Origin of the sequence: Citrobacter sp. CK185 (assembly GCF_030333565.1) — a bacterium.
GTDB lineage: Bacteria > Pseudomonadota > Gammaproteobacteria > Enterobacterales > Enterobacteriaceae > Citrobacter_B > Citrobacter_B koseri.
Map to the genome: position 1 here is coordinate 131,376 of NZ_JAOWFR010000001.1, position 15,968 is coordinate 147,343.

Below are 15,968 nucleotides of genomic sequence, written 5' to 3' on the forward strand. Positions count from 1 at the left end.
TTATCCTTATTTTTGCACTACGATATTTTCTTGTGAGGGATCGACATGCTGCATCTGCAACTTTTCCGTTGCGATCCGTTCTACCCGGCTATGATCGCCGAGCGCGTTTTCTTCAAGAATCAGGTTGCGCCATTCGATATCCAGCGCATCACGCTCCAGCACCAGTTGCTCGCGCTGTGCGGTTAACAGGCGCGTATGGTGCGCCGTTGTCACGACGGTGACCGCCGTTAAAATGATGCAAATGAACAGGCAGAGTGGCAGCTTCCCAAATCGCAAAAGATCGTCACCGATCACGCCAGGCAAAGCATGGCGATTGGTGATTCCCGTCGATCCCTTCACTTTGCTCAGGGCTTCTGTCACTCTGCTGATCATGCGTTCGTCCTCTCTGCAATACGCAGAACTGAACTACGGGCGCGTGGATTTTCCGCCACTTCTTCTTCGCCCGGCATCAACTTGCCTAATGCTCTTAGCTCACGACCGCCCAGTTTTTTGAGCTGCTCTTCCGTCATCGGCAACCCTGCTGGAACCTGTGGACCGCGGCTTTGCTCACGCATAAAGCGCTTCACAATACGGTCTTCCAGCGAGTGGAAACTGATAATGGAAAGCCGCCCACCCGGGGCCAGCACGCTGAGCGAGCTTTTTAGCGCCTGCTCTATCTCCTCCAGTTCACTGTTCACCCAAATGCGCACCGCCTGGAAGGTACGGGTCGCGGGATGTTTGAATTTGTCCTTCACCGGCGTCGCCGCTGCGACCACTTCCGCCAGTTCTTTGGTGCGGGTCATGGGCTGTTCGCGGTTGCGCTCCACAATGGCGCGGGCAATACGTTTCGCAAAACGCTCTTCGCCAAAGGTTTTCAGCACCCAGGCAATATCGGCTTCTTCCGCGGTTTGCAGCCATTCTGCGGCAGACTGACCGCGCGTTGGGTCCATACGCATATCCAGCGGGCCATCGCGCATAAAAGAAAAACCACGTTCGGCATCATCGAGCTGCGGTGAAGATACGCCAAGATCAAGGAGAATCCCGTCGATCTTGCCGATAAGTTCGCGCTCACTTACATAATCAGCAAGCGCAGAGAAAGGTCCATGAATGATGGAGAAGCGAGGATCATTGATGGCCTGGGCTTCGGCAATAGCCTGCGGATCGCGATCGATCGCCAGCAAACGTCCCTCTTCGCCAAGCCGGGAGAGGATCAGACGTGAGTGGCCGCCGCGACCAAATGTCCCATCAATGTAGATGCCGTCAGGGCGAATGTTCAGACCGTTTACGGCCTCGTCCAGCAGCACCGTAGTGTGTTTAAAATTTTCCATCATCATTATAGAGACAAGTCCTGCAGTCGTTCCGACAAGGTTTCGGTTACTGACTGCTCAGCGTCGATATCTTCCTTGACCTGTTGATACCAGGTCGTTTCATCCCACAGTTCAAACTTATTGAACTGTCCAACCAGCATCACTTCTTTCGTCAGCCCGGCATGTTGCCGCAGAATCGGCGCGATCAATAAGCGACCCGCGCTATCCATCTGACATTCGCTGGCATGCCCCAACAGTAAACGCTGCACGCGGCGCTCAACCGGGTTCATGCTCGACAGACGCGATAATTTTTGCTCGATAATTTCCCATTCAGGCAGGGGGTAAAGCAGCAGGCACGGGTGATGGATGTCAATGGTACAAACCATTTGACCGGTAGCGTTCTCGATCAGTTGATCCCGGTAACGGGTGGGCACAGATAAGCGCCCCTTACTGTCGAGATTGACTAACGTTGCTCCCCGGAACATGCCAGCCTCACCCCTTATTACCACTTTGCCCCACAAATTCCCACTTAAAGGAGTTTACGGAGCGGAGGAAAAGCTTGTCAAGCAAGTCAGGACGCTTACCGGAGTAAAAAACCCAATGTATACGGCTAATATCAGCGTTGATTAAATTCCGTCCAACGAGCGAAGCAAATTAACGTCATGAATATTTGTAAGAAAAAAGATCCAAAAACTCATCACCGTTTAAAACGACTCAATATCATCTGATAAAAATATAAAGTGTCAGTTTGCGACGCGAGCGGCATTTTAGGACAATATGCAGCGAGATAACAGTACCTGTTTATCGCTCTCTACGCCCCGCACCGACAAGCCAGCCGCGACGTAGAGGCCACATCGAAAAAAAGTGTTTGTTAATTCGGCAATTCGTCGCCCGCATGTAACAAAATAATACAAAACGGGTTCAATACGACGTCTCAATAAACCTGAAGTCGGTATCGACAGGTTTAAAATCAGCATATTTGAAAGATAAGTCGGATAATTCTAAGGAATAATCTTAATTATGGTGTGAGTATTGTTGGCAGGTGAATATTTGCCCGGTCAGCGACAACGCGCCGGGCGATTTGCCGGATGGCGGCATAACCGCCTTATCCGGCATACAGAAATGGACTAACTGCGGCTAAGAATACCGCGGCGGTACAAATTACGTTTGATTCGCGTTAAACCTGGCTTCGGTTTACGCGGCTCATCCAGGCTGGCCAGGACGATCTCCAGGACGCGTTCAGCAACATCACGATGACGCTGTGCGACCGCCAGAACCGGACACTGCAAGAAGTCGAGCAGCTCATTATCGCCAAAGGTGGCGATCGCCAGGTTGGAAGGCAGCTTCCCGTCACGACGTAACGTCACATCCATCACGCCCTGCAAGAGCGCAAACGACGTGGTAAACAGCGCCTGTGGCATCGGGTGAGTTTCGAGCCATTTTTCGAATAGCTGCGCCGCCGCTTCCCGCTCGTAGCTGTTGGCGTACAGATAGTGTACTTCGCGCGGATCGTCTTTCCATGCGGTACGGAACCCCTGCTCGCGCAGGAAACTGACGGACAGCTCCGGCAACGCGCCCAGGTAAAGCACCGTTTCCGCCGGGAATTTACGTAACTCTGCCGCCAGCATTTCCGCATCATCCTGATCCGCCCCGACAACGCTGGTGAAATGCTCGCGATCCAGCGCGCGATCCAGCGCCACGATGGGGAATGAACCATTGGCCCAGCGCTGGTAGAACGGATGCTCCGGCGGTAACGAGGTTGATACAATGATCGCATCCACCTGGCGTTGTAGAAGATGCTCGATGCACCGCATTTCGTTATCCGGCTGATCTTCTGAGCAGGCAATCAGCAGTTGATAACCGCGCTGGCGCGCCTGGCGCTCCAGGTAGTTGGCGATACGGGTATAACTCGTGTTCTCCAGATCGGGAATGACCAGTCCGATAGAACGTGTGCGTCCAGCACGCAGCCCGGCGGCCACAGCATTCGGGTGGTAATTATGCTCACGCACCACCGCCATGACTTTCTCGACGGTCTTGTCGCTCACGCGGTATTGCTTTGCTTTTCCGTTAATAACGTAGCTTGCAGTCGTTCGCGATACACCGGCCAGCCGAGCGATTTCATCCAGTTTCACAATTGCCCCTTGCGTAAAATGTACAAACCATAACCATTGTGACGGCATGGGTTAAATTTCTTAACATCTAAGCGCAGAATAGTGACTGCGGCAACCGCTTTTATTCCGGGTTACCACTGATTTCGCAAAAAAAAGCCAACGGGTAGCGTCGGCGGAGGTTGAGACGTCACCTGTAGGCCGGATAAGCATTAGCGCCATCCGGCAGGGTATAATGGCCTGATGGCGACGCTACCGCGTCTTATCAGGCCTACAATTGAAAGACAACACAATGATTAACGCATGATCTTGTCGCCGCGCGAAAGCCCGACGACGCCGGAACGGGCAACTTCAACAATTTTCGCCACTTCACGCAGCGTCGCCAGAAACGCGTCCAGCTTATCGCTGGTGCCTGCCAGCTGAACGGTATAAATAGAAGGCGTGACATCAATAATCTGCCCACGGAAAATCTCCGTGTTGCGCTTCACCTCTTCCCTTCCGTATCCGCTGGCCTGAATCTTCACCAGCATGATTTCTCGCTCAACGTGCGCACCCTGCCCAAGTTCGCTTACGCGCAGAACATCCACCAGCTTGTGCAGTTGCTTTTCAATTTGCTCCAGAACTTTCTCATCGCCAACCGTCTGGATGGTCATACGCGATAACGTCGGATCGTCGGTCGGCGCGACGGTAAGGCTTTCAATGTTGTATCCACGCTGGGCGAAGAGGCCAATCACACGCGACAATGCACCCGACTCGTTTTCCAGCAATACTGATAATATCCGGCGCATAATCAGGTCCTCTCCGTTTTGCTTAACCACATTTCATCCATCCCGCCCCCACGAATCTGCATCGGGTAGACATGCTCACTGCCATCGACGGTGACATCGACAAACACCAGACGATGGTTACGCACATGTTCCAGCGCTTCGCCCAGCTTGCTCTCCAGTTCATCTGGATGATTAATCTGGATACCGATATGCCCATAAGCCTCGGCAAGGCGTACAAAATCGGGCAGCGACTGCATGTAAGACTGGGAGTGGCGCCCGGAGTAGATCATGTCCTGCCACTGTTTCACCATCCCCAGATAGCGGTTGTTAAGGTTGAGCACCAGTACCGGCAGTTCATACTGTAGCGCCGTCGACAGCTCCTGAATGTTCATCTGAATGCTGCCATCTCCCGTGACGCACACCACCGTTTCATCCGGCAGCGCCATCTTCACGCCCAGAGCCGCTGGCAGGCCAAAGCCCATCGTGCCGAGACCGCCGGAGTTAATCCAGCGACGCGGCTTATCAAAGGGGTAGTAGAGCGCGGCGAACATCTGGTGCTGGCCGACATCAGAAGTGACATACGCATCGCCTTTCGTCAGACGCCAGATAGCCTCGATCACCGCCTGCGGTTTAATGCTCTCGCTTTGGGTGTCATATTTCAGGCACTGACGGGCGCGCCAGCGTTCAATGTGTTGCCACCAGTCGCGAATATCATCCAGCGGCTGCTGCGCGACTTCCTGCGGCAGTAATTCCAGCATTTGCTCCAGAACCAGGCGCGCATCGCCCACAATGGGAATATCCGCCGTCACGGTTTTAGAGATAGACGTCGGATCGATATCGATATGCAGCACGGTCGCATTCGGGCAGTATTTCGCCAGATTATTGGTCGTGCGATCGTCAAAACGCACCCCGACGGCAAAAATCACATCGGAATGATGCATGGTCATGTTGGCTTCATAGGTGCCGTGCATCCCCAGCATCCCTAACGACTGACGATGCGTGGCCGGGAATGCGCCCAGCCCCATCAGCGACGAGACGACCGGCAGGTTGAGCGCTTCAATGGTTTGCCGCAGTTGTTCATGACAACCCGCATTCACTGCACCGCCGCCGACGTAGACCACCGGTTTCTTTGCCGCCGCCAGCGTTTGCAGCGCGCGCTTAATCTGCCCTTTATGCCCTGTCGTGGTCGGGTTATAAGAGCGCATACTGACCGACTCCGGCCAGACGTAAGGCAACTTTTTCGCCGGATTCAGAATATCTTTCGGGAGGTCCACGACCACGGGTCCAGGACGCCCGCTTGCCGCCAGCCAGAACGCTTTTTTCAGCACCTGCGGGATGTCTTCCGTCTGTTTAACGAGGAAGCTGTGTTTCACCACCGGACGTGATATCCCCACCATGTCGCATTCCTGAAAGGCGTCATAGCCAATCAACGACGTCGCCACCTGCCCGGAAAGGATGACCAGAGGAATGGAGTCCATATAGGCCGTGGCAATACCGGTGATCGCATTCGTGGCACCTGGCCCGGAAGTGACCAGAACGACCCCGACTTCACCTGTTGCCCGCGCCAGACCATCCGCCATATGCACAGCCGCTTGTTCATGACGGACAAGCACATGATCGATACCACCGACCGTGTGCAGCGCATCATAAATATCGAGGACCGCGCCCCCGGGATAACCGAATACCTGCTTCACGCCCTGATCGATGAGCGATCGGACGACCATCTCGGCTCCAGACAACATCTCCATGGCTTGCTCCACTATTATGATGATTTACCTTTTGCTAACACATTAACTGCTCGCCATGACGCAGGCAATTCAGGCTGATGTCGTCGTTCGAAGATAAATAAGAATAAATGAGATGAAAGCGCAGAAGAAACGGCGAATTACACCAGGATAAGCAGATGTGATGATAAATAATCGCTTAAAAATGGGGACTTACAGCAATATCGCCATTTTTTGCGATATGCGTAAAGCGCCTGGATGCACAATTCAGTATAAAATTTCACACACAGACGAAAAAGCAGAATAAACCAGATATTTCACTCTGATTTATTCCGCCCGTATTCACTTTTGACAGACAGAAACCAATAACTCTTCCATCCATTGATGACCCTTATCCCGACCCGCGGCATCATGCCAGGAAAGATAACAGGTCCGGCTATTCAGTTTTAAAGGCAACGGTAATATCTGTAACGCTAATGACTCGGCAAATTCATCGGCTAACCAACGCGGCGCAACTGCCACCAGTTGCGTTTGAGAGACAACATTAAGCACGCTGATCAACGCCATTCCCTGATAAGCAATGCAGCTTTGTCTGTCTGGCGTGTCATACCACGGCTGGCTAAATGAGGCATAACGATCGAGTGAAACGACCGCATGTTGTTCATTATAAACATCGCTCTCCAGCAACGGACCGCTGATACGCGGATGTTTTCTGCTGGCGACCAGCACCATTTCATCTTTAAATAACGATACGCTGGTAAACTCAGGACGGCGAAACTCTTCATACCCAATAACAAATTCCGTTTCCTGATAACGCAGCTGATGTTCCGTATTTTGATTTAACGATGATTTAAAAACGACATGAATATTCGGCGCAATCTTTTCAACGCGATTATAAATAAGCGACGTCAGAATATTATCCAGCGGGCTGCACACGCAAAGATGGAATACACGCTCGCTACTGGCGGGTTCAAAACCTGAACCGGGCAACTCATTTTGCACCAACTGTAACGCCTGGCGAACAGAACCAAATAGCTGATAAGCGCGCGCCGTTGGCTGGATACCGCGTCCGTACCGGACAAACAGCTCGTCATTAAACATGACTTTCAGACGCGCCACCGCATTACTGACGGCAGGCTGCGACATCCCCAGGGAGTGGGCCGCCCGCGTGATATTCTGCTCTTGCATCACGGCATCAAAGACGGTCAGTAAATTCAGATCAACCATACGAAGCTGAGGCTTAACCATTTCTATCGGATGCGGTTTATCTATTTCTATCTCTGGCATAGTTAACTCCACTGTCACACTAAACTCCCTTTTTCTTGACGAAATGCAGAAATAATCTCAGGAAATATGATTTATCATGCATATAAAATAAGAAAAAGAGAAAACATAAAAATTAGGAAAACATAAAGGCATCGTTCAGGAAAAGGCGAAAGCCCATGCCAGTACAATACGGCAGAGGCCACAGCACGATGATTCATAATGTTTAAATTACAAAAGCAATATAAACATAAGCGTGGCGAATACACAATCATGCTTTTGGTGAATAATAAATTAAGTTTTAATTAATTGTTTATATTAGTTGTGCTTTTACTCTTAACAATAATTTATCAATAACGTGTGCAACGGATTCATTAATTTATTCACGAAAGATATAAAAATAAATAAAATCAAAAAGATAAGTACGACCTTTGCAATACCTTTACCCCACTTTCAGCTTGCTGTAGTTGCAAATAAACATGCTCAAATATGTCAAACAGTGAAAAGTATGTACGCACCTCCTGTCGATTTATTTTGCATTCGCCTGAAAGTTCAGCACAATTAGCTAAAGTACAGAACGCAAGATCCCCTCTGCATGGGAGGGTTTATCTGCAACAGGGTTGACATCGCGCAGCGTATCCAGTACCACTAAAAGCATATCGCATTCATCTGGAGTTGATTTAATGATTCGTATCGCTCGCTTTAACGGTCTACTACTACTAAACGCACCTTCGTTGCGCGGTAGACTGGTGAGCGACATTCAGCATTAAGTCAGCATCAGTAAGATTAAAAACCCGCGCCGTTGCGCGGGTTTTTTTATGCTCGAAGCAAGGCGCCCTAAAGAGACAAGGACCTAAACCATGAGCCAGCAAGTCATTATTTTCGATACCACTTTACGCGACGGTGAACAGGCGTTACAGGCTAGCCTGAGTGTGAAAGAAAAGCTGCAAATTGCCCTGGCCCTTGAACGTATGGGCGTCGATGTGATGGAAGTGGGTTTTCCCGTCTCTTCACCTGGCGATTTTGAGTCAGTACAGACTATCGCCCGCCAGGTCAAAAACAGCCGCGTTTGCGCGTTAGCCCGCTGCGTGGAAAAAGACATCGACGTCGCGGCAGAATCACTGAAGGTCGCGGACGCTTTCCGCATCCATACCTTTATCGCCACCTCGCCGATGCATATCGCCACCAAGCTGCGCAGCACGCTGGATGAAGTGATTGAGCGTGCTATCTATATGGTTAAGCGTGCGCGTAATTACACTGATGACGTGGAGTTCTCATGCGAAGACGCAGGCCGTACCCCGATTGACGATCTCGCTCGCGTCGTGGAAGCGGCGATCAATGCGGGCGCGAAAACAATCAACATTCCCGATACCGTGGGCTACACCATGCCCTTCGAGTTCGGCGGTATTATTTCCGGGCTGTATGAGCGCGTACCGAATATCGACAAGGCCATCATCTCCGTACATACCCATGATGATTTAGGTCTGGGCGTCGGCAACGCGCTGGCGGCCGTCCACGCGGGCGCGCGTCAGGTTGAAGGCGCCATGAACGGTATCGGCGAACGTGCCGGTAACTGCTCGCTGGAAGAAGTCATCATGGCGATCAAGGTACGCCAGGACATTCTGAATGTGCATACCCGCATCAATCACCAGGAGATCTGGCGCACCAGCCAGTTGGTCAGTCAGATCTGCAACATGCCGATCCCGGCGAACAAAGCGATTGTCGGCAGCGGCGCGTTCGCCCACTCCTCCGGCATTCACCAGGACGGCGTGCTGAAAAACCGTGAAAACTACGAAATCATGACGCCAGAGTCTATCGGCCTGAACCAGATCCAGTTGAACCTGACCTCTCGCTCCGGGCGTGCGGCCGTAAAACACCGTATGGACGAGATGGGCTATAAAGAGAGTGAATACAATCTGGATAACCTGTACGACGCTTTCCTGAAGCTGGCGGATAAAAAAGGTCAGGTATTCGATTACGACCTGGAGGCGCTGGCCTTCATCAATAAACAACAGGAAGAACCAGAGCATTTCCGTCTGGACTATTTCAGCGTGCAATCCGGCTCTAACGATATCGCCACGGCCTCCGTCAAACTGGCCTGCGGCGACGACATCAAAGCGGAAGCCGCGAACGGCAACGGCCCGGTCGATGCCATTTACCAGGCCATCAACCGCATCACCGATTACAACATTGAACTGGTGAAATACAGCCTGTCGGCGAAAGGCCACGGCAAAGATGCGCTGGGCCAGGTGGATATCGTCGCCAACTATAACGGCCGTCGCTTCCACGGGGTCGGGCTGGCGACCGATATCGTCGAATCCTCCGCGAAAGCGATGGTGCATGTCCTGAACAACATCTGGCGCGCCGCCGAAGTCGAAAAAGAATTGCAACGCAAAGCTCAGAATAAAGAGAACAATAAGGAAACCGTGTGATGTCGAAGAATTACCATATTGCTGTTTTGCCGGGTGACGGTATTGGCCCGGAAGTGATGGCGCAAGCCCTGAAAGTCCTGGAAGCCGTTCGCAGTCGTTTTGCTATGCGCATTACCACCAGCCATTACGATGTCGGCGGCGCCGCTATCGACAACCACGGTCAACCGCTGCCGAAGGCGACCGTTGAAGGCTGTGAACAAGCGGATGCCATTCTGTTTGGCTCCGTCGGCGGCCCGAAATGGGAAAATCTGCCACCGGACAGCCAACCGGAACGCGGCGCATTGCTGCCGCTGCGTAAACACTTCAAATTGTTCAGCAACCTGCGTCCGGCAAAGCTGTACCAGGGGCTGGAAGCCTTCTGCCCGCTGCGCGCCGACATCGCGGCCAACGGTTTCGACATCCTGTGCGTGCGTGAATTAACCGGCGGGATCTATTTTGGTCAGCCGAAAGGCCGCGAAGGCAGCGGGCAACATGAAAAAGCCTTCGATACCGAGGTGTATCACCGTTTTGAAATCGAACGTATTGCGCGCATCGCCTTCGAATCGGCGCGTAAACGTCGCCGTAAAGTTACGTCGATTGACAAAGCCAACGTCCTGCAAACGTCTATTCTGTGGCGCGAGATCGTCAATGAGGTCGCCAAAGCGTACCCGGATGTCGAACTGGCGCACATGTACATCGACAATGCCACGATGCAGTTGATTAAAGATCCCTCTCAGTTTGACGTGCTGCTGTGCTCCAACCTGTTTGGCGACATTCTGTCTGACGAATGCGCGATGATCACCGGCTCAATGGGGATGTTGCCTTCCGCCAGCCTGAACGAACAGGGTTTCGGCCTGTATGAACCGGCGGGCGGTTCTGCGCCGGATATCGCCGGGAAAAACATCGCCAACCCGATCGCGCAGATCCTGTCGCTGGCGTTGCTGCTGCGTTACAGCCTGGATGCTGACGATGCGGCAACCGCCATTGAAAGCGCCATTAACCGCGCATTAGAAGAAGGTATTCGCACCGGTGATTTAGCCCGTGGCGCTGCCGCTGTCAGTACTGATGAGATGGGCGACATCATTGCCCGTTATGTCGCCGAAGGGGTGTAATCATGGCTAAAACGTTGTATGAAAAATTGTTCGATGCGCATGTGGTTTATGAGGCGCAGAACGAAACCCCGCTGCTGTACATCGACAGGCATCTGGTGCATGAAGTGACCTCTCCGCAGGCGTTTGACGGCCTGCGCGCCCACGGCCGCCCGGTTCGCCAGCCCGGTAAAACTTTCGCGACGATGGATCATAACGTCTCTACGCAAACCAAAGACATCAACGCCTCTGGCGAGATGGCGCGGATTCAGATGCAGGAGTTGATCAAAAACTGCAAAGCGTTCGGCGTGGAGCTGTATGACCTGAACCACCCGTATCAGGGGATCGTCCACGTAATGGGGCCGGAACAGGGCGTGACCTTACCGGGGATGACCATTGTTTGCGGCGATTCCCATACCGCCACGCACGGCGCATTCGGCGCGCTGGCGTTTGGCATCGGCACCTCCGAAGTTGAACACGTTCTGGCGACGCAGACCCTGAAACAGGGCCGCGCAAAAACCATGAAGATTGAGGTGAAAGGCACGGCTGCGCCGGGCATTACGGCGAAAGATATCGTGCTGGCGATTATCGGTAAAACCGGCAGCGCGGGCGGTACGGGCCATGTGGTCGAGTTCTGCGGCGAAGCCATTCGCAATCTGAGCATGGAAGGTCGTATGACCCTGTGCAACATGGCGATCGAGATGGGCGCCAAAGCCGGTCTGGTCGCGCCGGATGACACCACCTTCAACTACGTAAAAGGGCGTCTGCACGCCCCGAAAGGCAGCGATTTTGACGATGCCGTCGCATACTGGAAAACCCTGAAAACCGACGACGGCGCAACGTTCGATACCGTCGTGACCCTGCAAGCGGAAGACATTGCGCCGCAGGTTACCTGGGGAACCAACCCGGGTCAGGTTATCTCCGTCAACGACAACATCCCCGATCCAGCCTCGTTTGCCGATCCTGTCGAGCGCGCAAGCGCCGAAAAAGCGCTGGCCTATATGGGGCTGAAACCGGGCATTCCGTTAACCGACGTGGCGATCGACAAAGTGTTTATCGGTTCCTGCACCAACTCGCGTATTGAAGATTTACGCGCGGCGGCGGAAATCGCCAAAGGGCGTAAAGTTGCACCGGGCGTTCAGGCTCTGGTGGTTCCCGGCTCCGGCCCGGTAAAAGCGCAGGCAGAGGCGGAAGGTCTGGATAAGATCTTTATCGAAGCCGGTTTTGAATGGCGTTTACCAGGCTGTTCCATGTGCCTAGCGATGAACAACGACCGTCTGAATCCGGGCGAGCGCTGCGCCTCCACCAGCAACCGTAACTTTGAAGGTCGTCAGGGGCGCGGCGGACGCACGCATCTGGTTAGCCCGGCGATGGCTGCCGCTGCCGCCGTCACCGGTCATTTCGCCGATATTCGCAGCATCAAATAAGGAGCACACCATGGCAGAGAAATTTACCCAACACACCGGCCTGGTCGTCCCGCTGGATGCTGCTAACGTCGATACCGACGCGATTATACCGAAACAGTTTTTACAGAAAGTCACCCGCACCGGTTTTGGCGCGCATCTGTTCAATGACTGGCGTTTTCTGGATGAAAAAGGTCAGCAGCCGAACCCGGAGTTCGTGCTGAACTTCCCGGAATATAAAGGCGCATCGATTCTGCTGGCGCGGGAAAACTTCGGCTGCGGTTCATCGCGCGAGCACGCGCCGTGGGCGCTGACCGATTACGGCTTTAAAGTGGTCATCGCGCCGAGCTTCGCGGATATCTTCTATGGCAACAGCTTTAACAACCAGCTGCTGCCGGTAAAACTGAGCGATGAAGAGGTCGATGAACTATTCGCCCTGGTGAAAGCCAATCCGGGGATTAAATTTGAAGTGGATCTGGAAGCGCAGGTAGTAAAAGCGGGCGATAAGTCCTACAGCTTTAAAATCGACGACTTCCGCCGCCACTGCATGCTGAACGGTCTGGACAGCATCGGCCTGACGTTGCAACACGAAAGCGCAATTGCGGCATACGAAGAGAAACAACCGTCGTTTATGCGCTGATTCTCAGCATACCTGCTGGATGGCACTTCGTTTATCCGGCCTGCCACTCTGTGTAGGCCGGATAAGGCGAAGCCGTCATCCGGCATTTTTTACACATCCTTCACCCGCCCGGTCATCACCAGCGCCACCAGCGAAATCGCCGCTATCACCCAGTAAACAGCGAAATGCCCGTAGCTTTGCGCGACCGCGCCCTGAATCACCCCGGCCAGAATCACTCCCGTGGAGATACTGTTGGTAAACAGCGTGGTAGCTGAACCGGCGCGGCCAGGCATTAAATCCTGAAACCACAGCATACCAATCCCCGCCACAATGCCGATAAACACCGCGTTAAACAGTTGCAGGATAAGCAACGCCGTCTGGCTGTGAAAGAAAATCAGGCCGAGATAAAACAGTACCCCCGCAGCCACGGCGATAACCATCATCCGCCGCTTACCGAAGCGCTTCACCGAGTAGCCAGCCAGAATCATCGCCGGGATCTCCAGACCTGCTGCGGTTCCCATCAATATTCCGGCCAGTTTATCCGGTAAACCCAGCTCAAGGCTTATCCATAGCGGCATATCAATGATGTACATGGTGTTGCAGGTCCACATCAGCGTGGAGGCGATAAACAGCATACGGACGTTTTTATCCTGCCAGCCGCCCGCTTCCGTGACCGGAACATCGGCAGGCTGCTCAACGCGCGCCACCGAAGGCAGAATAAAAGCGATCAACGCCAGGCTGATGGCGAATATGCCGGCGGCAATGGAAAACATCGCCGTGAAGCCATAGTTCAGCGCCAGCATAAAAGCCAGCGGCGGGCCAATCACCCATGCCAGTGAAAGCTGCGCACGCATTACCGAGCTGAACATCACCACTTCACGCGCGGAGTTATCGGCATATTCCCGCGCCAACGCAAATAGCTGCGGCATGGCGGTATTGGCCAGCGACGCGAATAACACGCCGCAGGTGATCAGGGTGAGATAATGGCGATTGAAGGCGAACAGTAGCGCGTTGCCAATCGCCATCAGGCAGCAGAACATAATCAGCTTACGGCGATCGCCTTTACTGTCCGAGCGTTTTGCTAATGCAAGGCTGACCAGAATCCCGGCAATCGCGTTGACCGTGTAAAAAAGGCCGACCCAGAACGGCTGCGCACCGACTTCACGACTCAAAAACAGGCTCAGCGTCGGTGCCTGCAACGCTCCCGCCACGCCCATCATAAAGGCAACCAGCATAAAAGCGGCATAAACACCGTTGAGACGCCGTCCCATCGTCATTAACCAGAGCATACTTTCCCTTTTTATGGCTAAACGCAGCCGAAACGAAAAAAGCCAGCAGGAATTATCTGCTGGCGCGGCGATAAACACCAATACTCAGTCACACATGATGTCTGCAATTCGGAAATCCGAGGTCAGGCAGTCACCTCCCACTGCATCAGTTCTTCAAGCATCTTTAAGCGCTGCGGCGCGCTCGGACAAGCCAACCAAGACAACCCTTCTGTCGCGGTAAAGTACTTCAAATAAAACTGACGCATCGAAGACCTCTCCATATTGCTTCATCGGAATCCATTATTGACCTAATATGGGGATAGTAAAATTGCTGAGTTTTGCGCAGGAGTTCCCCTTTTATGTCTTCAGGTCGTCTGCAACAACAGTTCATCCGTCTGTGGCAATGCTGCGACGGCAAAACGCAAGACACTACGCTCAACGAGCTGGCGGACCTGCTGAGCTGCTCCCGCCGCCATATGCGTACGCTGCTGAATACCATGCAGGAACGTGGCTGGTTGACGTGGGAGGCGGAGGTCGGACGCGGGAAACGCTCCCGTCTGACCTTCCTCTATACCGGGCTGGCGCTACAGCAGCAGCGGGCGGAAGACCTGCTGGAGCAAGATCGCATCGACCAGCTGGTACAGCTGGTGGGCGACAAAACCGCCGTGCGGCAAATGCTGGTGTCCCACCTGGGGCGCAGCTTTCGCCAGGGGCGGCATATTCTGCGCGTGCTCTACTATCGTCCAATGCACAACCTGCTGCCTGGCACCGCATTGCGTCGTTCAGAAACCCATATCGCCCGGCAAATTTTCAGCGCACTGACGCGCGTAAATGAGGAAAATGGGGAACTGGAAGCCGATATTGCCCACCACTGGCAACAGATTTCCCCTTTGCAGTGGCGTTTTTTTCTTCGTCCGGGGATTCACTTCCATCACGGACGCGAGCTGGAGATGGAGGACGTCATTGCCTCACTGACGCGCATCAACGCCCTGCCGCTCTACTCGCACATTACCGAGATAGTCTCCCCCACCGCCTGGACGCTGGATATTCACCTGTCGCAGCCGGATCGCTGGCTGCCGTGGCTGCTGGGTCAGGTTCCGGCGATGATCCTGCCGCGGGAGTGGGAAACGCTGAATAACTTCTCCAGCCATCCGATCGGCACCGGCCCTTACGCGGTGATGCGTAATACGCGCAACCAGTTAAAAATCCACGCCTTTGATGATTTCTTCGGCTATCGGGCGCTGATTGATGAAGTGAACGTCTGGGTATTGCCGGACATTGGCGACGAACCGAACGGCGGTCTGACGTTAAAAGGGCCGACCGAAGATGAAAAAGCCATCGAAAGCCGACTGGAAGAGGGCTGCTACTATATGCTGTTCGACGCCCGGACGAATCGCGGCGCGAATCAGGAAGTCAGAGAGTGGATAAGCCGCGTGCTCTCCCCCAGCAATTTGCTCTTCTATGCCGACGAGCAATACCAGCGCCACTGGTTCCCGGCTTACGGATTACTGCCCCGCTGGCACCATGCCCGCCCGGGACACGGCGAAAAACCCGCCGGGCTGGAGACGATCACGCTGACCTACTACCACGACCACATCGAACATCGGGTGATCGCGCAGATCATGAGCCAGCTGCTGGCTGAACATCAGGTCCATCTGGATATCCATGAGATCGACTACGATCAATGGCATGCGGGGGAGGTCACAAGCGACATCTGGCTCAACAGCGCCAACTTTACGCTACCGCTCGATTTTTCCCTGTTTGCGCACCTGTGCGAAGTCCCGCTGTTGCAGCATTGCATCCCGCTGGACTGGGAGGGCGACGCCGCGCAGTGGCGAAACGGCGAGATGAACCTGGCAGTGTGGTGCCAGCAATTGCTCGCCAGTAAAGCGATCGTCCCGCTGATCCACCACTGGCTGATTATCCAGGGGCAGCGCAGTATGCGCGGGCTACGTATGAACACCCTCGGCTGGTTTGACTTTAAATCGGCATGGTTTGCGCCACCCGACCCATGATTGCCGCTTAGCAACA

15 protein-coding genes are annotated in these 15,968 nt (G+C 53.7%); 6 read left to right on the top strand and 9 right to left on the bottom strand.

Annotated features, from left to right (window positions below):
- Window positions 1-6 precede the first annotated feature (6 nt).
- From ftsL to leuO, 7 genes are all read right to left on the bottom strand, one after another.
- Window positions 7-372, bottom strand: coding sequence for a cell division protein FtsL (gene ftsL, locus OGV79_RS00580; protein WP_012134079.1), 366 nt, complete (start codon window positions 370-372; stop codon window positions 7-9).
- Window positions 369-1,310 carry a 16S rRNA (cytosine(1402)-N(4))-methyltransferase RsmH gene (gene rsmH, locus OGV79_RS00585; RefSeq protein ID WP_024130711.1) on the bottom strand — a complete coding sequence of 314 codons (942 nt, stop codon included), beginning with the start codon at window positions 1,308-1,310 and terminating at the stop codon, window positions 369-371. Before rsmH ends, ftsL begins: the two co-directional genes overlap by 4 nt.
- 2 nt (window positions 1,311-1,312) lie before the next feature.
- The gene (gene mraZ, locus OGV79_RS00590; RefSeq protein ID WP_012134081.1) at window positions 1,313-1,771 is read right to left on the bottom strand and encodes a division/cell wall cluster transcriptional repressor MraZ; all 459 of its coding nucleotides are present in this window, start codon (window positions 1,769-1,771) and stop codon (window positions 1,313-1,315) included.
- A gap of 642 nt (window positions 1,772-2,413) precedes the next feature.
- Window positions 2,414-3,418, bottom strand: coding sequence for a catabolite repressor/activator (cra, locus tag OGV79_RS00595; RefSeq protein ID WP_024130712.1), 1,005 nt, complete (start codon window positions 3,416-3,418; stop codon window positions 2,414-2,416).
- A gap of 272 nt (window positions 3,419-3,690) precedes the next feature.
- Window positions 3,691-4,182: an acetolactate synthase small subunit gene (gene ilvN / locus OGV79_RS00600; protein WP_003829566.1), complete on the bottom strand. Its 492-nt coding sequence runs from the start codon at window positions 4,180-4,182 to the stop codon at window positions 3,691-3,693.
- Between the two features lie 2 nt (window positions 4,183-4,184).
- Complete coding sequence (ilvI, locus tag OGV79_RS00605; protein WP_012134088.1) at window positions 4,185-5,909, bottom strand: acetolactate synthase 3 large subunit; 1,725 nt, start codon at window positions 5,907-5,909, stop codon at window positions 4,185-4,187.
- Window positions 5,910-6,227: 318 nt separating this feature from the next.
- Window positions 6,228-7,172 (bottom strand): transcriptional regulator LeuO, encoded by a 945-nt coding sequence (gene leuO / locus OGV79_RS00610; protein ID WP_012134089.1) that lies wholly within the window; start codon window positions 7,170-7,172, stop codon window positions 6,228-6,230.
- A gap of 659 nt (window positions 7,173-7,831) precedes the next feature.
- On the opposite strand from leuO, the gene leuL reads away from it, so the two are divergent.
- The 5 genes from leuL to leuD all read left to right on the top strand — a co-directional run bounded on the left by leuL (window position 7,832) and on the right by leuD (window position 12,690).
- Window positions 7,832-7,918, top strand: a complete 87-nt coding sequence (gene leuL / locus OGV79_RS00615) for a leu operon leader peptide (protein ID WP_286466683.1) — start codon at window positions 7,832-7,834, stop codon at window positions 7,916-7,918.
- A gap of 90 nt (window positions 7,919-8,008) precedes the next feature.
- Window positions 8,009-9,580, top strand: coding sequence for a 2-isopropylmalate synthase (gene leuA / locus OGV79_RS00620; protein WP_012134091.1), 1,572 nt, complete (start codon window positions 8,009-8,011; stop codon window positions 9,578-9,580).
- Entirely contained in the window at window positions 9,580-10,671 is a 1,092-nt protein-coding gene (leuB, locus tag OGV79_RS00625) for a 3-isopropylmalate dehydrogenase (protein WP_012134092.1), read from the top strand. The genes leuA and leuB overlap by 1 nt, the downstream gene beginning before the upstream one ends.
- 2 nt (window positions 10,672-10,673) lie before the next feature.
- Window positions 10,674-12,074, top strand: coding sequence for a 3-isopropylmalate dehydratase large subunit (gene leuC / locus OGV79_RS00630; RefSeq protein ID WP_012134093.1), 1,401 nt, complete (start codon window positions 10,674-10,676; stop codon window positions 12,072-12,074).
- Window positions 12,075-12,084: 10 nt separating this feature from the next.
- The gene (gene leuD, locus OGV79_RS00635; RefSeq protein WP_049008518.1) at window positions 12,085-12,690 is read left to right on the top strand and encodes a 3-isopropylmalate dehydratase small subunit; all 606 of its coding nucleotides are present in this window, start codon (window positions 12,085-12,087) and stop codon (window positions 12,688-12,690) included.
- A gap of 89 nt (window positions 12,691-12,779) precedes the next feature.
- On the opposite strand, the gene OGV79_RS00640 is transcribed toward leuD, so the two are convergent.
- Entirely contained in the window at window positions 12,780-13,958 is a 1,179-nt protein-coding gene (locus tag OGV79_RS00640) for a sugar efflux transporter (protein ID WP_012134096.1), read from the bottom strand.
- 122 nt (window positions 13,959-14,080) lie between these two features.
- The gene (sgrT, locus tag OGV79_RS00645; protein WP_024130713.1) at window positions 14,081-14,203 is read right to left on the bottom strand and encodes a glucose uptake inhibitor SgrT; all 123 of its coding nucleotides are present in this window, start codon (window positions 14,201-14,203) and stop codon (window positions 14,081-14,083) included.
- 93 nt (window positions 14,204-14,296) lie between these two features.
- Between sgrT and sgrR the strand changes: the two genes are divergently transcribed.
- Window positions 14,297-15,952, top strand: a complete 1,656-nt coding sequence (gene sgrR, locus OGV79_RS00650) for an HTH-type transcriptional regulator SgrR (RefSeq protein WP_012134099.1) — start codon at window positions 14,297-14,299, stop codon at window positions 15,950-15,952.
- The last annotated feature ends 16 nt before the right edge of the window (window positions 15,953-15,968 follow it).